The following is a 17,378-nucleotide window of genomic DNA, read 5'->3' on the forward strand; positions in this document are numbered from 1 at the left end:
GCTTCATGCAGGATCCGTTGCTGACGATGGCGCTGTATGTGGCCCTGGTGCTGATCATGCCGGGGCCCACGAACACGCTGCTGCTCTCGTCCGGCCTCAAAGTGGGCGTGCGGCAGACGAGCCCGCTCATTGCCGCCGAGGCGCTGGGCTATGTCACGTCAATCTCGCTGTGGGGATTCTTCCTGAGCGCCCTGTCGGTCAGCCGGCCGTCGCTACCGGCCATCGTTAAGCTGCTGAGTTCTGCTTACATCCTCTACCTGGCCGCAAGGATCTGGCGACAAAGCGGTGCGCTGCAGCACGTTGCGGCAAATCCGGTGGGCTTGCGCGACATGTTCGTCACCACGCTGATGAACCCGAAAGCGCTGCTGTTTGGAAGCACGTTCTTTCCACTTGCGGCATTCCAGACCGCAGCCGATTTTGGGCGGACCATGGCCACGTTCCTGGTCGTGCTGGTGCCCATTGCCATCGGCTGGTCGTATCTGGGTATGCTCCTCACGGCGCGGCGCTCATGGGCGTCTCATACGCCTAAACTGTTGCGCGGCGCAGCACTGGTCCTGCTCACTTTCTCGGGAACGCTGATGTATTCGGTGCTGAGCCGCTAAGCGGGAAAAGCGCCGTCAGCCTAGAACGACGACCCCGGCTGCATCAGAAACACAACTTCCTCGGGCGTGGAAACGCGCCCGAGCGCTTCGTTGCGATGCGGAAAGCGCCCGAAGCGCGCGACGATCTCGCGGTGCTTCTGCGCCCAGATGAGCGAGTCCGCGTCGCCTTCCTGATCATGCAGGCGCGTATAGAGGCGAATCGACTCGTCCTGCGCAGACAGCGCCTCGCTGTGCTCGAACGGCAGGTAGCAGAACACGCGGTGATGGCGCGTTGGCAATTGCGCGTCCCATCCTGCGGCCACGACGATCTGCGCGGTGTGCAACGCAGCCGCATCGCTGGCAAACGCGCGGGCGGTGCCGCGAAACATGTTGCGCGAGAACTGGTCGAGCACGACGATGCGCGCGATGGCTTCGAGCGGCGTGTCCATCCAGGTGTCGGCGTCGCCCGTGGAAAGCGCCTCCCACAGCGGCAGGAAGCGCGCGCGGATCTCGGCATCGAACGCGTCGGATTTGGTGAACCATTCCGGCCTTGCGTCGAGCAGCGGCGCGTTGCCGAACCAGAACGCGAGCACATCGTCGGCGGTGGGCAAACCGATCATCGGGGTCTCCTTGAATGTGTTCTTGTGAGGTGCGGTTTAGCGCGCCACCCTAGCGCTGCACGTTGCGCATCCAGTCGGCGGTCTGCCAGAACGCCTGCATCAGGCGCATCTGCAGGGCTTCGTCCAGGCCAATGTCCTGCATGGCGAGCGCCATGCAGCGCATCCATTGATCGCGCTCCTGCGTGCCGATCTCGAACGGCAGATGGCGCGCGCGCAAGCGCGGGTGACCAAACCGCTCGATGAAATGATTCGGGCCGCCCAGCCAGCCGCACAGGAACCAGAACAGCTTGTCGCGCGAACCATCCAGGCTTTGCGGATGCAGCGCGCGCAGCACGGCAAACTCGGGCTCCAGGTCCATCAGGTCGTAGAAGCGGTCAACGAGTTCGCGCACACGCGCTTCGCCGCCAATGAGGTCGAACGCCAGGGATTCCTGGCCGGAAGTTGCGTCAGTCATACAGCGTCAGTCACATCAAGAAAAATCCAGGCGTCGTCACGCGTCACGAAGCGTTGCCATGGCCGGGCGACGCAGCACGTCGCGCAAGCCCAACCAGCCGCCAACAAAGGCGCACGCCATGCCGCTCACGATGCCCACCGGCAGGATTGCCGGGTTGAAACGATACGGAAAATCGAACACATACGCCGACAGCACCCAGCCGATGGCGATCGCGCCCACGCCGGCCATCAGCCCAGCGAGGCCGCCAACGATCAGCACTTCTGCGTACTGCGTCTGCCGCACCACGCTGGAGCCCGCACCCAGCGCGCGCAGCACGCCGGCATCGCGCAAGCGCTCGTCGCGCGAGCCGGAGAGCGCTGCATACAACACGAGCACACCCGCCGCCAGCGTAAAGACGAAGAGGAATTCCACCGCCGCCGTCACCTGGTCCAGCACGCCCTGCACCTGCTGCAGGATCAGTTCGGTATCGACCACCGTGAGGTTCGGAAACTCGCGCACAAGCTTTGCCGGCAGATCGGCCTGCCCGGCGGGAATGCGGAACGCGGTCACGTACGTCTGCGGCATATCGTGCAGCGCCACGGGCGGCAGGATCACGAAGAAATTCACGCGCATCGAACTCCAGTCGAGCTTGCGCAATGACGTGATGGGCGCATCCACGGTCTGCCCGGCGACGTCGAAGCGCAGCACGTCACCCAGATGGAGATTGAGCGTCTTGGCAATGCCCTCTTCCACCGAGGCCTCGGGCTTTTGTCCACTGAACCATTGGCCGGAAACGATGCGATTTTCAGGCGGCTGCGTGGTCGCGTACGACAGGTTGAATTCGCGTTCGACCAAATTGCGGGCGCGCGATTCGGCATAGGTCTGGCGGTCGATCACCTGACCATTCACCTGCGTCAGGCGCCCGCGCACCATCGGGTAGAGCGTTGGGTCCGCCACGCCGGCTTGGGCGAGGGCCTGGGCCACCGCCTGCATCTGATCGGGCTGGATATTGATGATGAACCGGTTGGGCGCATCGGCCGGGGTGGCGTTGTGCCACGAGCGGATCAGATCATTGCGCGTCATGGCAAGCAATAGCAGCGCCATCAAACCGACCGCAAGTGCCACGGTCTGCAGCACGCTCACGCCACGACGGCGCTCCAGCACGGCGAGCGCAAAGCGCCAACCCACACTGAGCGCTCGACCACGCCCCAAAGACACCGCCAGCGCGCGCAACCCGCCTGCAGCCAGCAGCGCAAAGACGACGATGGCGCCGGCAAACCCGGCAGCGGTCAGCGCGCCAAGCTTCACGTCGCGCGCAGACACGACCAGCAGCGCAAAGAACGCCGCCGCACCCAGCGCATAGCCGATCCATGCGGCAACCGCGCGCTCCGCCACATCGCGCCGGAGCACGCGCAGCGGCGCCACGCGCACAAGGCCCAGCAACGGCGGCACCGCAAAGCCGATGAGCAGCACCAGCCCCGCCGTCACGCCCACGATCGCAGGCCAGGCGGATGGCGCGGGCAATGGCACCGTGACCAGGTCGCCGAGCGACGCCAGTAATAACCAGTGCGCGCCATAACCCAGCGCCACGCCCACCGCCGAACCCATCACGCCGATCAGCAAGAACTCCAGTGCGAACGTGCCGAGAATCTGCCGTTGCTTGAGTCCAAGGCATTTGATGACGGCCACCGCATCGGTATGGCGCGCGGTGTAGCGGCGCGCGGCCATCGTAATCGCCACTGCGGCAATCATGGCCGCCAGCAAGGCGACGAGAGAGAGGAAGCGCTCGGCGCGGTCCAGCGTTTCGCGCATCTGCGGCTGGCCGTTCTGCAACGATTCAACGCGCACGCCACGCAACTGGCGCGTCTTCGCTTCGTTCTCGGCCCAGGTGTGGAACGTGCCGGCAGCGGCATCCGGACCCGCCACCAGCAGGCGATACGTGACACGGCTGCCGTAGGTGACGAGGCCCGTCGAACCGAGGTCCGACATCGGCAGCATCACCCGAGGCGCGAAATTCATGAAGCCCGCGCCGCGATCGAGTTCCTGGGTAATGACATGCGCGATCTTGAAGGTGCGCGTGCCGAGACGTATCGCATCGCCCACGCGAATGCCGAGCGCTTCTAGCAGCGGCGCGTCCACCCACACCGTGCCTGCGGCGGGAATGCCCTGGATTGGCGCGCCCACGGTATCTCGCCCGTCATCGCCCACCTTGAGGGTGCCGCGCAGCGGGTAGCCCATGTCGACGGCCTTGATGGCAGCGAGTTGCGAAGCGGGCTCGCCCGATGCGCCCCTGGTCAACGTGCTCGCCATGCTGGGGAAGGTGGCGGTATGCGTGACCCGCAGGCCGCTCGCATGCGCATGCGCCTCGATGTCGGGCGGCAGCGGCTGGTCGGACACGACAAGCACATCCGCGCCGATCAGCTGACGCGCATCACGCTCCAGGCCGGCATGCATGCGGTCGGCCAGGAAACTGACGGACGCCAGCGCGGCCACAGCCAGCACCAGGGCGACGAGCAGAAGGTTCAGTTCACCGGCGCGCCAGTCGCGGCGCAGCATGCGCACGGCTTGGGTCCAGACGGAGAAACGTGACATGGGCAGAACATGGACGAGGCGCCCGATGGCGCAAACCCCGCCATGTTCGCACGACTTCAGCGGGCGAGCGCGCGGGCCTCGTCAGCGTGCCAGGGCAGCGCCTGCTCTGCGGTCAGCAGCGAAACGTGCTCGGTCGGCCGGTAGCCGGCGAGATGGCCCAGACCTTCGCGGAAGGCCGGCTGCCCGATGCGCTCGATCAGCTCGCGCACCCAGGGCGACAGTGCGTCGTTGCGGCGCACCGCCAGGTAGTACGTTTCGCGCGTCAGCGGCACAAAATGCAGACCGTGCGCTTCGGCGCCAGGGCGCAGGCCGAAGCCGACGTCCGCCCGCCCTTCCTGCACGGCCACGGCGATCTTGTCGCTGGAGAATTCCTGCTCGTCGTACCCGTGGATCTGGTCGGGATACAGCCCGGCCGCCACCAGCAACTGATCGAACAGCAAACGCGTGCCCGAACTGCGCTGGCGGTTAATGAAGCGCGCCTGCGTGCGCGCCAGATCCCCCAGCGACTGCACCCGCCCCGCCCATTCCGCCGACATCATCAGTCCCTGCTCGCGATCGGCCAGGGCGATCAGGCGCACGGCGGTCGGGCGAAGCCACTTGCGCAAGGTCTGGTGCGCGATCGAGCCCGCGCCTTGCTGCGGCGCCACATAGAAGCCGGCTACCTCGCATTGCTTTTCCTGCAGGCAGATCAGCCCTTCAACGGCGCTGCAGAACACGGTATCGATGTGCGCGCCGGGGCTTTGCCGCGCAAACGTCTCGGCCAGCAGTTCCACGGCCGGGTCATGGCTGCCCGAGAAGCGGATGCGCGCCTGCGACTGCGAGGCGTCTTCCAGCTCGGACAGGAATTGGCTCATGGCCTGATGCAGTGCCGGATCGAGCTGCTCGCGCAGGCGCATCTCGGCGCGCAGCATGCGCTCACCAAAAAGCGTGAGGGAGGCGCCCCGGCCCCGCTCCATGTCGAGCAGCGCGCGGCCAAGCATCTCCTCCCACGACCGCATCACGCCCCAGGCGTGCCGGTATGACAGCCCCACCTGTTTCGCCGCGCGGTGTAGCGACCCCGTCTCTCGCACCGCCCGCAGTAACTGGAACACCTTGCCGTTCGCACGCGGGTTGTCGTCCGGCCCCACCACCGGAAATACCTCGAACTGGAATGTCATTATGTTTATGGTTTCCTATTTACTTCCGCCGTACCCCGGGAGAACAATTCTGCTCGTTGCGGGGCGGGCATCTCGTGGTCGCTGGCTGCCCCCGACGTTGCCGCCATCATGCAGCATCCGACATAAAGCGTCCACGCCTTCGCGCTAGCCCCCACAACATGCCCCGATTGTCCAAAGCCCTTCGGCTATCTGCTCTCATCTGCCTGACGCTCGCGGTTGCCACTGCCGCATATGCTAGTGATCTCCGTATGGCTACCACCACCAGCACAGAGAATTCCGGTCTGCTGAAGGTCCTGTTGCCCAAATTTGAGGCCGCCACCGGCGTGCATGTGCAGGTGATTGCCGTTGGCACTGGCAAGGCGGTCAAGTTGGGGGAATCGGGGGATGTGGATGTGGTGCTGGTGCACGCCCGCCCACTGGAAGACGCCTTCGTCGCCTCAGGGGGTGGCATCGACCGCCGCGACGTGATGTACAACGATTTCATCCTCGTCGGCCCAGACACGGACCCGGCTCACGTGCGCGGCCAGAAGAACGTCATTCAGGGGATGGAGACCATCGCTGCGGCTGGCGAGAAAGCCGGCGCCAAGTTCATCTCGCGCGGCGACAACTCCGGCACCGATGTCATGGAAAAGGCCTACTGGAAGACCGCCAACATCGCCCCGAATGGCAAGCCGTGGTACGTGAGCGCAGGGCTCGGAATGGGCGAAGTGCTGAACATGGCCGCGCAGATGAACGCCTACACGCTGTCCGACCGCGCGACCTACGGCGCCTACCGTGCCAAAACGGGTCTCGACATCGTGTTGGCCGGCGACCCGCGCATGTTCAACCCCTACGGCATCATCGCGGTCAACCCGAAGAGATACCCGAGCGTCAACTACACCGATGCAACCAAGCTGATCGAATGGATCACGTCACCCGCCGGTCAGCAGGTCATTGCCGACTTCAAGGTCAACGGAGAGCAGGTGTTCTTCCCGGACTACGGGAAGGCGGTCGCAACCGGAAAATAGCTTCCTGCCTGCCCCGCCGCAGGGCAGGACGACGGCGGTTCAGTTCAGGCCACCGCCGATTCCAACTGCGGATGCTGCGGTAACTCGGCCGCCACTTCGCCGATCATGCGGCGCAGCCACATCACATCGGGCGCCGCGTGGCTGCGCTCGTGCCAGAGCTGATAGAAGCGCATCTTGGGAAATGCCATGGGTGTCGGCAGGATGCGGATCGGCAAATACTGGGCGCAGTGCGCGGCGAACTGGCGGCCGGTGGTGAACACCAGATCGGTGCGCATCAGCACATATGGCACCAGCCCGAAATACGGCAGCGACACCTGGATCTGCCGCTTGAGCCCCTGCTCCGCAAGAGCCTGATCGATCATGCTGCGCTGCATGACGGCATATGGCGCAGGCGCCAGATGGGGCATCTCCACATAGTGCTTGAGCGAGATGCCCTTGCGCGCCAGCGGGTGCTGTGCGCCCAGCATGCAGACGACTTCATCGTCGAACAGCGGTGAAATGTGCAGATGTTCGGGCGGTGAAAGCCAGTTGCCGATCACCAGGTCCATGCCGCCTTGCTCCAGGGCGGCCAGGTAGTCGACCCCGGCATTGAGCGGATGCACCACCAACTTGGCGTGCGGCGCCTGCTTGCGTAGGCGCTCGACGATGTTGGGCAGGAAAAAGGCATCAAGATAGTCCGGTGCACCCAGGTGGAACGTGCGCGTCGTGTTGCCGGGATCGAAATCCTGCGAAGGTCGGGCGATGCGCTCCATCGCCTCCAGGCTTTGCTGGGCCAGCGACAGCAAGTCATGCCCCCGCTCGGTCGGCACCATGCCGTTCTTGCCGCGCACCAGAATGGCGTCGCCGGTGATCTCGCGCAGGCGCTTGAGCGTGTTGCTGATGGCCGGCTGTGACTGGCCAAGCTTGACCGCCGTACGGGTCACGCTCTGCTCGGTGAGCAGCGTGTAGAGAACGCGCAGGAGATAGGTATCGAGGTGATCTTTGCCGTGCATCTGGAGGCGGGTAACGGCTGCGCCGACCCTTCTAAAAAACGTGCTTGAGGACGCTGTCAGTGTATGTCACCTGCACGCCGCGCCGCCAGACCGCTACCGGCGGGTATACCCCGGATTTTGGCTTTCCGATGCGGGTTATCACATGGGCCAAATATTGCATTCCTGGCCCGGTGCTATGGTTCCGTTACACACACAAACAGGCGTAGAACCCCCATGGAGACTCAGCCCATCCGCTTCTTCCACCGCGGCCAGGTCCGCACCGTCACGGACGCCCCGATCACCCGGACGGTGCTTCAATACCTGCGTGAAGACGCGCACTGCACTGGCACCAAGGAAGGGTGCGCCGAGGGCGATTGCGGTGCTTGTACCGTCGTGCTCGGCGAACTGCAGGAAGATGGCAGCGTCGGACTGAAGGCCGTCAACGCATGCATCCAGTTCCTGCCTACGCTTGACGGCAAGGCGCTGTTCACCGTGGAAGACGTGCGCGGCAAGGACGGCACGCTGCACCCGGTGCAAGAGGCCATGGTGGAGTGCCACGGATCCCAGTGCGGCTTCTGCACGCCGGGCTTCGTGATGTCGCTTTACGCCCTGTACGAAAACACCGGCAGCCAGGCGCCAATCCCCTCGCGCCAGACCATCTGCGATTCGCTCACTGGCAACCTGTGCCGCTGCACCGGATACCGCCCCATCATCGCCGCGGGCGAACGCATGTTCGAACTGCCCGCGCCGGCAGGCATCGATCGCACGCAACTGGCCGACACGCTGCGCAAGCTGCAGCGCAACGACACCTTCAGCTATGGGCCCGTCGGCACCGAGAATGCGCCGCGCTTCTACGCACCGCGCACCGCATCAGCTTTTGCCGCCATCAAGGCCGCGCATCCGAACATCCGCATCCTGGCCGGCAGCACCGACGTCGGCCTGTGGGTCACCAAGCAGTTCCGCGACCTGGGCGACATCCTGTACATCGGCCAGGTGGCCGACCTGTACGCACTGCAAAAGCGTGACGGCTGGATCGAGATCGGCGCTGCCGTCTCGCTGGAAAAGGCCTACGAATTCCTGGCCGCGGACTACCCGGAGCTGACCGAGCTGTGGAAGCGCTTTGCCTCGCTGCCGATCCGCAATGCCGGGACACTGGGCGGCAACGTCGCAAACGGCTCGCCGATCGGTGACTCGGCACCCGCGCTCATTGCCATCGGCACGCGCGTCGTCCTGCAGCGTGGCGAAGTCCGCCGCGAGTTGCCGCTCGAAGACCTCTACCTCGCCTACCAGAAGAACGCGATGGAAGAAGGCGAGTTCGTTGCGGGCCTGCGCATCCCCGCACGTGAGGGCCGCGATGCTCTGCGCTTCCGTACGTACAAGCTCTCGAAGCGCTTCGACGAAGACATTTCCGCCGTGTGCGCGGCGTTGGCCATCGAGCTGGACGGTGACATGGTGCGCAGCGCACGCATCGCTTACGGCGGCATGGCGGCAACGTCCAAGCGCGCGACGGAGACGGAAAACGCCATCGTTGGCCAGCCGTGGAACGAAGCGACGGTGCGTGCTGCCATGGCAGCCATGTCGCGTGACTACACCCCGCTGACCGACATGCGCGCCACCGACAACTACCGCCGCGTATCGGCTGCCAACACGGTGTACCGCTTCTGGCTGGAAACCCGCACCGATGCGCCGCTCGGGCCCCAACAGATCAATGTGCGCGCAGTCGAATTGAATACCCTCACGGCAGCCTAAGAACATGAACAAGCAAACCGAAGCCTTCCTGCTGGCGGAAGCCGATATTGCTGCCGCCATGCCTGATCAGCGCGGTGCTGTGGTGGGCATTTCGCGCCCGCACGAATCTGCGCACCTGCATGTTGCTGGCACCGCCACCTACACCGACGACATCCCCGAGCTGGCCGGCACGCTGCACGCGGCGCTCGGCATGAGCACGCAGGCGCATGCGCGCATCGTCAACATGGATCTGGAACGCGTGAAGGCTGCGCCGGGCGTCGTGGCGGTATTCACGTCAGCCGACATTCCGGGCACGAACGATTGCGGCCCGATCATCCATGACGATCCCATCCTGGCGATCGACACGGTGCACTTTATCGGCCAGCCGATGTTCATCGTGGTGGCCACGTCGCACGATGCGGCGCGCCGTGCAGCGCGTCTGGGCAATATCGAATACGAAGTGCTGCCCCCGCTGCTGACGCCTGAAGAGGCACGCGCTGCCGGCAAGTCCGTGCTGCCGCCGATGCACCTCAAGCGCGGCGAACCCGCCGAGCGCATCGCTGCCGCGCCGCACTCCGAAGCCGGCAAGATGTCATTGGGCGGCCAGGAGCAGTTCTACCTCGAAAGCCAGATCTCGTACGCGGTGCCGAAGGAAGACAACGGCATGCACGTTTGGTGCTCGACGCAGCATCCGACCGAGATGCAGCACATGGTGTCGCACATGCTGGGCTGGCACGCCAACCAGGTGCTGGTTGAATGCCGTCGCATGGGCGGCGGTTTCGGCGGGAAGGAGTCGCAATCGGGCCTGTTCGCCTGCTGCGCTTCGCTGGCGGCATGGAAACTCGCCTGCCCCGTCAAGCTGCGTCCGGACCGCGACGACGACATGATGATCACCGGCAAGCGGCATGACTTCCGCTTTGCCTACGAAGCCGGCTACGACGACGATGGGCGCATCCAGGGCGTCAAGGTCGACATGACCTCGCGCGCCGGTTTCTCGGCCGACCTGTCGGGCCCGGTGATGACGCGCGCCATCTGCCACTTCGACAACGCCTACTGGCTGCCTGAGGTGGAAATCGACGGCTTCTGCGCGCGCACCAACACGCAGTCGAACACCGCGTTCCGAGGCTTTGGCGGCCCGCAGGGCGCGTTTGCCATCGAGTACATCATGGACAACATCGCGCGCTCGGTCGGCAAGGATGCGCTCGACGTACGCCGCGCCAATCTGTACGGCAAGGACAAGAACAACGTCACGCCATACGGCCAGACGGTGGAGGACAACGTCATCCATGAACTGCTGGACGAGCTGGAAGCGACGTCCGACTATCGCGCCCGCCGAGAAGCGATTCGCGCGTTCAATGCGACCAGCCCGGTGCTCAAGCGTGGCCTTGCGCTGACGCCGGTGAAGTTCGGCATCTCGTTCAACGTGAAGCACTTCAACCAGGCCGGCGCCCTTGTGCACGTCTACAACGACGGCTCGATCCTCGTGAACCACGGCGGCACCGAAATGGGCCAGGGCCTGAACACGAAGGTCGCGCAGGTCGTGGCACACGAACTGGGCGTGTCGTTCACGCGCATCCGCGTCACGGCGACCGACACCAGCAAGGTGGCAAACACCTCCGCCACGGCGGCATCCACAGGCAGCGACCTGAACGGCAAGGCTGCACAAGACGCCGCACGCCAGATCCGCCAGCGCCTGATCGCGTTTGCGGCCGAGCATTACGAAGCGCCCATCGAGACGGTGGCGATCGTGGGCGACCATCTGGAAATCGGTACGCGCCGCGTGCCCTTCGACGAGCTGATCGGCAAAGCCTACGTTGCCCGCGTGCAGTTGTGGTCCGACGGCTTCTACGCCACGCCCAAGCTGCACTGGGATCAATCCAAGCTCAAGGGCCGCCCGTTCTACTACTACGCGTATGGCGCAGCCGTGTCGGAAGTGGTGGTCGATACGCTGACCGGCGAATGGCGCCTGCTGCGCGCCGACGTGCTGCACGACGCCGGCCGCTCGATCAACCCGGCCATCGACATCGGCCAGGTGGAAGGCGCGTTCATCCAGGGCATGGGCTGGCTCACGACCGAAGAGCTGTGGTGGAACAAGAACGGCAAGCTGATGACGCACGCGCCGTCCACCTACAAGATCCCGACGGTCAACGACTGCCCGCCGGACTTCCGCGTGAATCTGTTCAACAACGCCAACGTGGAAGACAGCATCCACCGCTCCAAGGCACTTGGCGAACCGCCGCTGCTGCTGCCGTTCTCGGTGTTCTTCGCCATTCGCGATGCGGTGGCCGCCGTGGGCGACGGCCGGACGAATCCGCCGCTGAACGCACCGGCCACCAGCGAAGAAATCCTCAAGGCCGTGGATGCTATCCGCAGCGCCCCGCTGTCCGCCTGAGTTCGGAGAACAGACCATGGACCACACGCAACTGCGTCCATTCCGCTTCGCCGACGTGCTCGCCACCGTGCAAGCGGCGCAGCCGTGCGTGCTGGTCACGGTAACGGACGTGCAGGGCTCTGCTCCACGCGAACCAGGCACGCTGATGCTGGTATGCACCGACGGCTTCTTCGGCACCATCGGCGGCGGCCATCTCGAATGGCGCGCGATGGAAATCGCCCAGACGATGATGGACGCGCCCGAGGCCACCGGCGAAGCGCGCCGCCAGTTCGTGCGCATTCCGCTCGGCCCTGCGCTCGGCCAATGCTGCGGCGGCGTGGTGCGGCTGTCGCTTGAACGACTCGACACGCGTGATGTGAAGTGGATCGCGCTGGCCGACGACGCCATGCGCCAACGCCGCAGCCTGCGCCGTATCGTCTCCGCCGATCCGGCGGTCGCGGTTGAAGCGAGCGTGGGCGACGCAGCCGCAGCCGGCGTGCAACTCGACGCCAGCGGCTTCACCCAAACCGTGCTGCCGCCCGACATGTCGATCGTACTGTGTGGCGCGGGCCACGTCGGCCACGCCATCGTGCGCGCACTGGCGCATCTGCCCTGTCGCGTCACGTGGGTTGACGAGCGGGATGCGATGTTCCCGTTTCCCACGGAAGTGCCGCCGAACGTCGTCATCGAATCCACCGATACGCCGGAAGCCGTGATCGACCACGCGCCCGCGGGCAGCTACTTCCTGGTCATGACGCACAACCATGCGTTGGATCTCGCGCTGTGCGAACGCATCATGCGCCGCACGGACTTTGCCTACTTCGGCCTGATCGGTTCCAAGACGAAGCGCGCGCGTTTCGAGCACCGCATGGTCGAGCACGGCGTGAACCCGGCCCGCCTGCCGGAAATGGTGTGCCCGATTGGCGTGGCGGGCATCGTGGACAAGGCGCCGGATATCATTGCGGTATCCGTCGTCGCGCAACTGCTGCAGGTGCGAGAGCTGCAACAGCATGCGCTCACCAGCGCGAGCAGCGGCGCGGCGGTCCCTTACCGAGTCCCCACGCCTGTCTGATCATGCCGATTTCCTCCGCGCTTGCAGAACGCATCGCCACCAGCCCCAAAGCTGAACTGCACATCCACATCGAAGGCTCGCTCGAACCTGAACTGATGTTCGCGCTGGCCGAGCGCAACGGCGTGAAGCTGCCGTATGCGTCCGTGGAAGAAGTGCGAGCAGCCTACGCCTTTGACGATCTGCAATCGTTCCTCGACCTGTACTACGCCGGCGCCAGCGTGCTGCTCACCGAGCAGGATTTCTACGACATGACCGCCGCATACGTGGCACGTGCGCTGGCCGACAACGTCCACCACGCCGAAATCTTCTTCGACCCGCAGACGCACACCGCGCGCAACGTGCCCATGCATGTGGTCATTCACGGTATCGTCCGCGCGTTGGATGACGCCGAGCGCGAGCATGGTTTTTCGAGCGCGCTGATCCTCTGCTTCCTGCGCCATCTGAGCGAGGAAGACGCTTTCGACACGCTCGAAGCGGCCCTGCCCTATATCCAGGATCCGGCCAACCGCATCATCGGCGTGGGGCTGGATTCGTCCGAGCGCGGCAACCCGCCGGAGAAGTTCGCACGCGTATTCGCACGCTGCAAGGAACTCGGCCTGCGCCTGGTCGCCCACGCTGGTGAAGAAGGCCCGGCGCAATACGTGATCGACGCCCTCGACATCCTCAAGGTGGAGCGCATCGATCACGGCGTACGCGCCATCGACGATGCCGCGCTCGTCAAGCGCCTCGCGGCCGAACGCATCGCGCTGACGGTCTGCCCGCTGTCGAACGAAAAACTGAAGGTCTACCCCGACCTGCGCGACCACTCGCTCAAGCAACTGCTGGACGCCGGCTGCGCTGTGACGCTGCATTCCGACGATCCGGCCTACTTTGGCGGCTACATGAACACCAACTGGCTCGCCACGTTCAACGCCCTCGACCTGTCTGCAGCCGATGCCCACGCGCTCGCGCGCAACAGCTTCGAGGCGTCATTCCTGCCCGAACAGGACAAAGCCCTGTGGCTCGCCAAGGTCGACGACCACTGGAAAGCCGCACACTAAAAATCCACGAGACGATATGACCACGATGCCTCCGACTTCCAACACCGTTCACGCCTACCGCGGCCGCGTGCTGCATTTCCTGCACGATCCGCAGTATCGCGAGCGCGATGCCTATGAGTACTGGGAAGACGGCCTGCTCGTGGTCTTGGGCGGCAAGGTGATCAAGGCCGGCGACTATGCCGCGCTACGTGAAGACCTGCCGGCCGGCGCGCAATTGCACGACTACAGCGGCAAGCTGATCGTCCCGGGCTTCATCGACACTCATATCCACTTCCCCCAGACGGACATCATCGCGTCGCCGTCGCCGGGTCTGCTGCATTGGCTGGAGACGTACACCTTCCCGGAAGAGCGCCGCTTCGAAAGCGAGCAGTACGCCGCCGGCGTCGCCTCGTTCTTCCTCGACGAACTGCTGCGCAACGGCACGACCAGCGCGATGGTGTGGAGCACCGTGCATCGCGGGTCTGCCGAGACGCTGTTCACGCAAGCCCAGCAACGCGGCATGCGCATGATCACGGGCAAGGTGATGATGGACCGCAACTGCCCGGAATACCTGCGCGACACGGCGGAATCCGGCGCGCGCGACACGGCTGACCTGATCTCGCGCTGGCACGGCAAGGACCGCCTGGCTTACGCCATCACGCCGCGATTCGCGCCCACGTCGAGCGAAGCCCAGCTGCAGGCCTGCGCCGAACTCGCCAAGCAATACAAGGACGTCTTCATCCAGACGCACGTCGCCGAGAACCCCGACGAAGTGAAATGGGTGGCTGACCTGTTCCCAGACGCGCGCAGCTATCTGGACGTCTACGACCGCTACGGCCTGCTGCGCAAAGGCGCCTTTTACGGCCACGCCATCTGGCTGGACGACGGTGACCGCCAGCGCATAGCCGAATCCGGCGCAGCCGTCGCGCACTGCCCCACCTCCAACCTGTTCCTGGGCAGCGGCCTGTACAACTTCCACAAGAACGACGCACACCGCCTGGCACTCACGCTGGCGACCGACGTGGGCGGCGGCAGCTCGTTCTCGATGCTCCGCACGATGGGCACGGCGCATAAGGTCGCGCGCATGGGCGGTTATCACCTGACTGCGCTGCGGATGTTCTACCTGGCCACGCGCGGCGCCGCTGAGGCTCTGGGCTGGGAAGACCGCATCGGCAGCTTCGTGCCGGGCGCGGAAGCCGACTTCATCGTGCTGGACCCGGCAGCCACGCCGCTGCTGGCCCGCCGCAATGCGCGCTCGGAAACGCTGGAGGAACTGCTGTTCTCATTGGCGCTGCTGGGCGAGGATCGCGCCGTGGCTGCCACATACATCCAGGGCGAGCCCGCCAAATTCGCGGTTGGCGCCAACGCCTGATCCATTTATAATCCTCGCTTCTATTGGGGAGTAGCCGCCTGGGGTCGATACCCCGGGGGCCACGTCAACAGACTTGACCGCCGTCGCAACGACAGGTGGTTATGGCGTGGTCAGCCGCACTCAGGGTGCCACCCCGGCACCCGGTGACGCGCCTGGCGAGACCGATGACAACCCACTGCGGACAGGGCCGGCAGTGGCGCGTCATTGGTTCGCATACGGCCCGGACACCACAACAACATGGAAGCCTTTCTCGTCTCCACCGGCATCGTCGCGCTCGCTGAAATCGGCGACAAGACGCAATTGCTGTCGATCCTGCTGGCCGCGCGTTTTCGCAAGCCGGTGCCGATCATTCTCGGCATCTTCATCTCCACCCTCGTCAACCACGCACTGGCCGGCGCTGTCGGTGGCTGGATCACGCATGTGCTCGGCGAAAACGTGCTGCGCTGGATCCTAGGCGTGGGCTTTATCGCCATGGCCGGGTGGATGCTGATTCCGGACAAGCTCGACGACGACGAAGCGCCCTCCACGACGCAGCGCGGTCTGGGCATCCTGGGGACCACCATCGTTGCGTTCTTCTTTGCCGAGATGGGGGACAAGACGCAGATCGCGACCGTTGCACTGGCCGCCCGCTTTAACGACGTGCTTTCTGTCGTGGCGGGCACCACCGTCGGCATGCTGCTGGCCAATGTGCCGGCCGTGCTGATGGGCAACAAGTTTGCGTCGCGCATGCCGATCAAGCTGGTGCATCGGATTGCTGCGCTGATCTTCCTGGTGCTGGGTGTGCTGGCGCTGCTTGGCGTGAGTAAATAACCAGTCAGCGCCTCATACTTCCAGGCTAGTTTGATTGGCAAACTCAGGATTTTCGGTCACCCGTTTGTTTGCCAAACCACGGCCAGTACGCACGGCCCTCACCCCGCGCACGGTCCCATTTCGTAATTGGCGGCGTCGGCTGCCAGCCCGGCGGGGGGCCGATCAGTACCGCCCAGCTGTCTTTGGCATCGGCCACGCTGGTGACGACGGCACTCTTGCCGCTTTGGTTGGCGTAGGCAGCGGCAAACGCGGCGTTGACCGCGAAGCTGGCGGCACGCACCGGGCCTTCCATGACTTGGGACACGCTGTAGAAATTGCCGATTTGGTCCAGATCCGGCCATTGCTGGTGGACGGCGGCGTGCAGCGGCCCCATCAAGGCATTCACGTTGGTGGTGTGCTTGTGCACGTCGTGGTAGACACGTTCGACCGGGTGATCCTGGGAGGCCTGTTCTTGCAGCGTCTTCATCAACGGGCTCCACGGGCCACCCGGGTTGGCGGCCTTGGCGCCGATGCCGCCTTCGTGATGCTGCGGCGTGTAGATGGACGCGAGCGGCGCGTAGCCCCAGTTGGCGCTGGGGTGGCCGAGGATGAGGAGGGCGGTGTTTTCGTTGGTCTGCTCGCCCATCGGGTAGTTGGGCGCATCCATGTTCCACACCCACACCAGCTTGTTGGGGTTATCGGCCAGGAATTTGAGCGCCTCTTGCAGATCGTAGAAGCCCACGGTCTCGTCGCCAGCCTTGAGCACCACCTGTGGCAGCTTGCCGCTGGGGTTGTACTTCATGCTTTTGGCGAAGGCGGCATCGGCCACCTTGTCGAACATCAGTCTCCGTGCACCTTGCAACGACAGAATGGACTCGCCAACGATCATTGGTTCACGAGTACGCAGGCCGCGCACGGTTTCGCCGGTCTTCGGGTCTTTGTGCAGCTTGACCCAGTAGTCCTGCATGCGTTGCTCGGAATGTGCGGCGTCGTAGGCCAGATAGCTGGGCGCGGGCATGCCCATGGCGGCCTGCTCTTTCAGCAGTTCATCCACGCTCCAATCATCGCCAAGGGCATAGTTCTTCAGGTACGTGGGCGTACCGATCCACTCGCGCGGCATACCCGCGAACACGATGGCATCCATGAAGTCGGGCCGGTCGGTACCCTGCTCCATCGAGTAGAAACCCGAGTTGAAGTAGCGATAACTGAAAGTGCTCAGAGGAACACTCAACAGCTTGCTATAGGCTCCCCAGAACCTGTCGCGCTTGATCTGCGGGTAGTCATCTAGACGCTTCTTGCGCTCTAGCCCGAGCGTTAATTCCCCTACCGCATCCCCAAGCTTGAATCTTGCTGCATCGCGATCATTGGCGTTGGGCTGGGCCAGGCCCTGCGCCCAAAGTAAGTTCCATTGGGTGGGGTAGTCCCGCCACATCAGCGGGTTGATCCATTGCACGCCCAACAGCACGGCAGCGGGGGCTTTCGGGTCGGCCTGCGCGGCGGCCTGCATACGCGGCCAGGCCACGGGCTTGCGGGAATACGAATCGTTGGCGGACATCGACACTCCAGAATAACTAACGGTCAACAGCAGGCAGGCGGCGGCCAGCACGCGCGTGGCCTTCAGCGCGCGCCTGCATGGGCTCAAACAAGACAAGTTGGGCATGGCAGC

Annotated in this window: 14 protein-coding genes; 8 read left to right on the forward strand and 6 right to left on the reverse strand. The window is 64.6% G+C overall.

Annotated elements, in window-relative coordinates; translation table 11 throughout:
* Window positions 1–5 precede the first annotated feature (5 nt).
* On the forward strand, window positions 6–602 hold the full coding sequence (locus BEK68_RS09355; RefSeq protein ID WP_012436077.1) for a LysE family translocator: 597 nt from the start codon (window positions 6–8) through the stop codon (window positions 600–602).
* A 20-nt stretch (window positions 603–622) separates the two neighbouring features.
* Here BEK68_RS09355 and BEK68_RS09360 read toward each other — a convergent pair whose 3' ends face one another.
* The 4 genes from BEK68_RS09360 to BEK68_RS09375 are packed head-to-tail and all read right to left on the reverse strand — an operon-like array spanning window position 623 to window position 5,383.
* Window positions 623–1,201, reverse strand: a complete 579-nt coding sequence (locus BEK68_RS09360; protein ID WP_004630862.1) for a DUF924 family protein — start codon at window positions 1,199–1,201, stop codon at window positions 623–625.
* A gap of 49 nt (window positions 1,202–1,250) precedes the next feature.
* A complete protein-coding gene (locus BEK68_RS09365) occupies window positions 1,251–1,655 on the reverse strand; it encodes a group II truncated hemoglobin (protein ID WP_012436078.1) in 405 nt (134 codons plus the stop codon).
* 36 nt (window positions 1,656–1,691) lie between these two features.
* Window positions 1,692–4,226, reverse strand: coding sequence for an ABC transporter permease (locus tag BEK68_RS09370; protein WP_012436079.1), 2,535 nt, complete (start codon window positions 4,224–4,226; stop codon window positions 1,692–1,694).
* Window positions 4,227–4,282: 56 nt separating this feature from the next.
* On the reverse strand, window positions 4,283–5,383 hold the full coding sequence (locus tag BEK68_RS09375) for a substrate-binding domain-containing protein (RefSeq protein ID WP_012436080.1): 1,101 nt from the start codon (window positions 5,381–5,383) through the stop codon (window positions 4,283–4,285).
* Between the two features lie 158 nt (window positions 5,384–5,541).
* Here BEK68_RS09375 and BEK68_RS09380 point away from each other — a divergent pair, with 158 nt between their 5' ends.
* The gene (locus BEK68_RS09380; RefSeq protein ID WP_012436081.1) at window positions 5,542–6,390 is read left to right on the forward strand and encodes a substrate-binding domain-containing protein; all 849 of its coding nucleotides are present in this window, start codon (window positions 5,542–5,544) and stop codon (window positions 6,388–6,390) included.
* Between the two features lie 44 nt (window positions 6,391–6,434).
* Here the strand turns inward: BEK68_RS09380 and BEK68_RS09385 are convergent, their stop codons facing one another.
* The gene (locus tag BEK68_RS09385; protein ID WP_004630872.1) at window positions 6,435–7,382 is read right to left on the reverse strand and encodes a LysR substrate-binding domain-containing protein; all 948 of its coding nucleotides are present in this window, start codon (window positions 7,380–7,382) and stop codon (window positions 6,435–6,437) included.
* A 213-nt stretch (window positions 7,383–7,595) separates the two neighbouring features.
* Here BEK68_RS09385 and xdhA point away from each other — a divergent pair, with 213 nt between their 5' ends.
* The 6 genes from xdhA to BEK68_RS09415 all read left to right on the forward strand — a co-directional run bounded on the left by xdhA (window position 7,596) and on the right by BEK68_RS09415 (window position 15,733).
* Window positions 7,596–9,110, forward strand: a complete 1,515-nt coding sequence (xdhA, locus tag BEK68_RS09390; protein WP_012436082.1) for a xanthine dehydrogenase small subunit — start codon at window positions 7,596–7,598, stop codon at window positions 9,108–9,110.
* Between the two features lie 4 nt (window positions 9,111–9,114).
* The gene (gene xdhB / locus BEK68_RS09395) at window positions 9,115–11,481 is read left to right on the forward strand and encodes a xanthine dehydrogenase molybdopterin binding subunit (protein WP_012436083.1); all 2,367 of its coding nucleotides are present in this window, start codon (window positions 9,115–9,117) and stop codon (window positions 11,479–11,481) included.
* 16 nt (window positions 11,482–11,497) lie between these two features.
* Window positions 11,498–12,532, forward strand: coding sequence for a xanthine dehydrogenase accessory protein XdhC (xdhC, locus tag BEK68_RS09400; protein WP_012436084.1), 1,035 nt, complete (start codon window positions 11,498–11,500; stop codon window positions 12,530–12,532).
* A 2-nt stretch (window positions 12,533–12,534) separates the two neighbouring features.
* On the forward strand, window positions 12,535–13,572 hold the full coding sequence (locus BEK68_RS09405) for an adenosine deaminase (RefSeq protein ID WP_012436085.1): 1,038 nt from the start codon (window positions 12,535–12,537) through the stop codon (window positions 13,570–13,572).
* Between the two features lie 16 nt (window positions 13,573–13,588).
* Window positions 13,589–14,923, forward strand: coding sequence for a guanine deaminase (guaD, locus tag BEK68_RS09410; RefSeq protein ID WP_012436086.1), 1,335 nt, complete (start codon window positions 13,589–13,591; stop codon window positions 14,921–14,923).
* Window positions 14,924–15,160: 237 nt separating this feature from the next.
* Window positions 15,161–15,733, forward strand: a complete 573-nt coding sequence (locus tag BEK68_RS09415) for a TMEM165/GDT1 family protein (protein WP_012436087.1) — start codon at window positions 15,161–15,163, stop codon at window positions 15,731–15,733.
* A 43-nt stretch (window positions 15,734–15,776) separates the two neighbouring features.
* Here the strand turns inward: BEK68_RS09415 and BEK68_RS09420 are convergent, their stop codons facing one another.
* A complete protein-coding gene (locus BEK68_RS09420; RefSeq protein WP_012436088.1) occupies window positions 15,777–17,372 on the reverse strand; it encodes a hypothetical protein in 1,596 nt (531 codons plus the stop codon).
* Window positions 17,373–17,378: the final 6 nt, after the last annotated feature.

The sequence above is a fragment of the Ralstonia pickettii genome (assembly GCF_001699815.1).
GTDB classification, from domain to species: Bacteria; Pseudomonadota; Gammaproteobacteria; order Burkholderiales; family Burkholderiaceae; genus Ralstonia; species Ralstonia thomasii.

What these genes read in the sequence shown, in the direction of transcription:
- BEK68_RS09355 (WP_012436077.1), top strand. Translation starts at nt 6, where the DNA reads ATGCAGGATCCGTTGCTGACGATGGCGCTGTATGTGGCCCTGGTGCTG.
- BEK68_RS09360 (WP_004630862.1), bottom strand. Translation starts at nt 1,201, where the DNA reads ATGATCGGTTTGCCCACCGCCGACGATGTGCTCGCGTTCTGGTTCGGC.
- BEK68_RS09365 (WP_012436078.1), bottom strand. Translation starts at nt 1,655, where the DNA reads ATGACTGACGCAACTTCCGGCCAGGAATCCCTGGCGTTCGACCTCATT.
- BEK68_RS09370 (WP_012436079.1), bottom strand. Translation starts at nt 4,226, where the DNA reads ATGTCACGTTTCTCCGTCTGGACCCAAGCCGTGCGCATGCTGCGCCGC.
- BEK68_RS09375 (WP_012436080.1), bottom strand. Translation starts at nt 5,383, where the DNA reads ATGACATTCCAGTTCGAGGTATTTCCGGTGGTGGGGCCGGACGACAAC.
- BEK68_RS09380 (WP_012436081.1), top strand. Translation starts at nt 5,542, where the DNA reads ATGCCCCGATTGTCCAAAGCCCTTCGGCTATCTGCTCTCATCTGCCTG.
- BEK68_RS09385 (WP_004630872.1), bottom strand. Translation starts at nt 7,382, where the DNA reads ATGCACGGCAAAGATCACCTCGATACCTATCTCCTGCGCGTTCTCTAC.
- xdhA (WP_012436082.1), top strand. Translation starts at nt 7,596, where the DNA reads ATGGAGACTCAGCCCATCCGCTTCTTCCACCGCGGCCAGGTCCGCACC.
- xdhB (WP_012436083.1), top strand. Translation starts at nt 9,115, where the DNA reads ATGAACAAGCAAACCGAAGCCTTCCTGCTGGCGGAAGCCGATATTGCT.
- xdhC (WP_012436084.1), top strand. Translation starts at nt 11,498, where the DNA reads ATGGACCACACGCAACTGCGTCCATTCCGCTTCGCCGACGTGCTCGCC.
- BEK68_RS09405 (WP_012436085.1), top strand. Translation starts at nt 12,535, where the DNA reads ATGCCGATTTCCTCCGCGCTTGCAGAACGCATCGCCACCAGCCCCAAA.
- guaD (WP_012436086.1), top strand. Translation starts at nt 13,589, where the DNA reads ATGACCACGATGCCTCCGACTTCCAACACCGTTCACGCCTACCGCGGC.
- BEK68_RS09415 (WP_012436087.1), top strand. Translation starts at nt 15,161, where the DNA reads ATGGAAGCCTTTCTCGTCTCCACCGGCATCGTCGCGCTCGCTGAAATC.
- BEK68_RS09420 (WP_012436088.1), bottom strand. Translation starts at nt 17,372, where the DNA reads ATGCCCAACTTGTCTTGTTTGAGCCCATGCAGGCGCGCGCTGAAGGCC.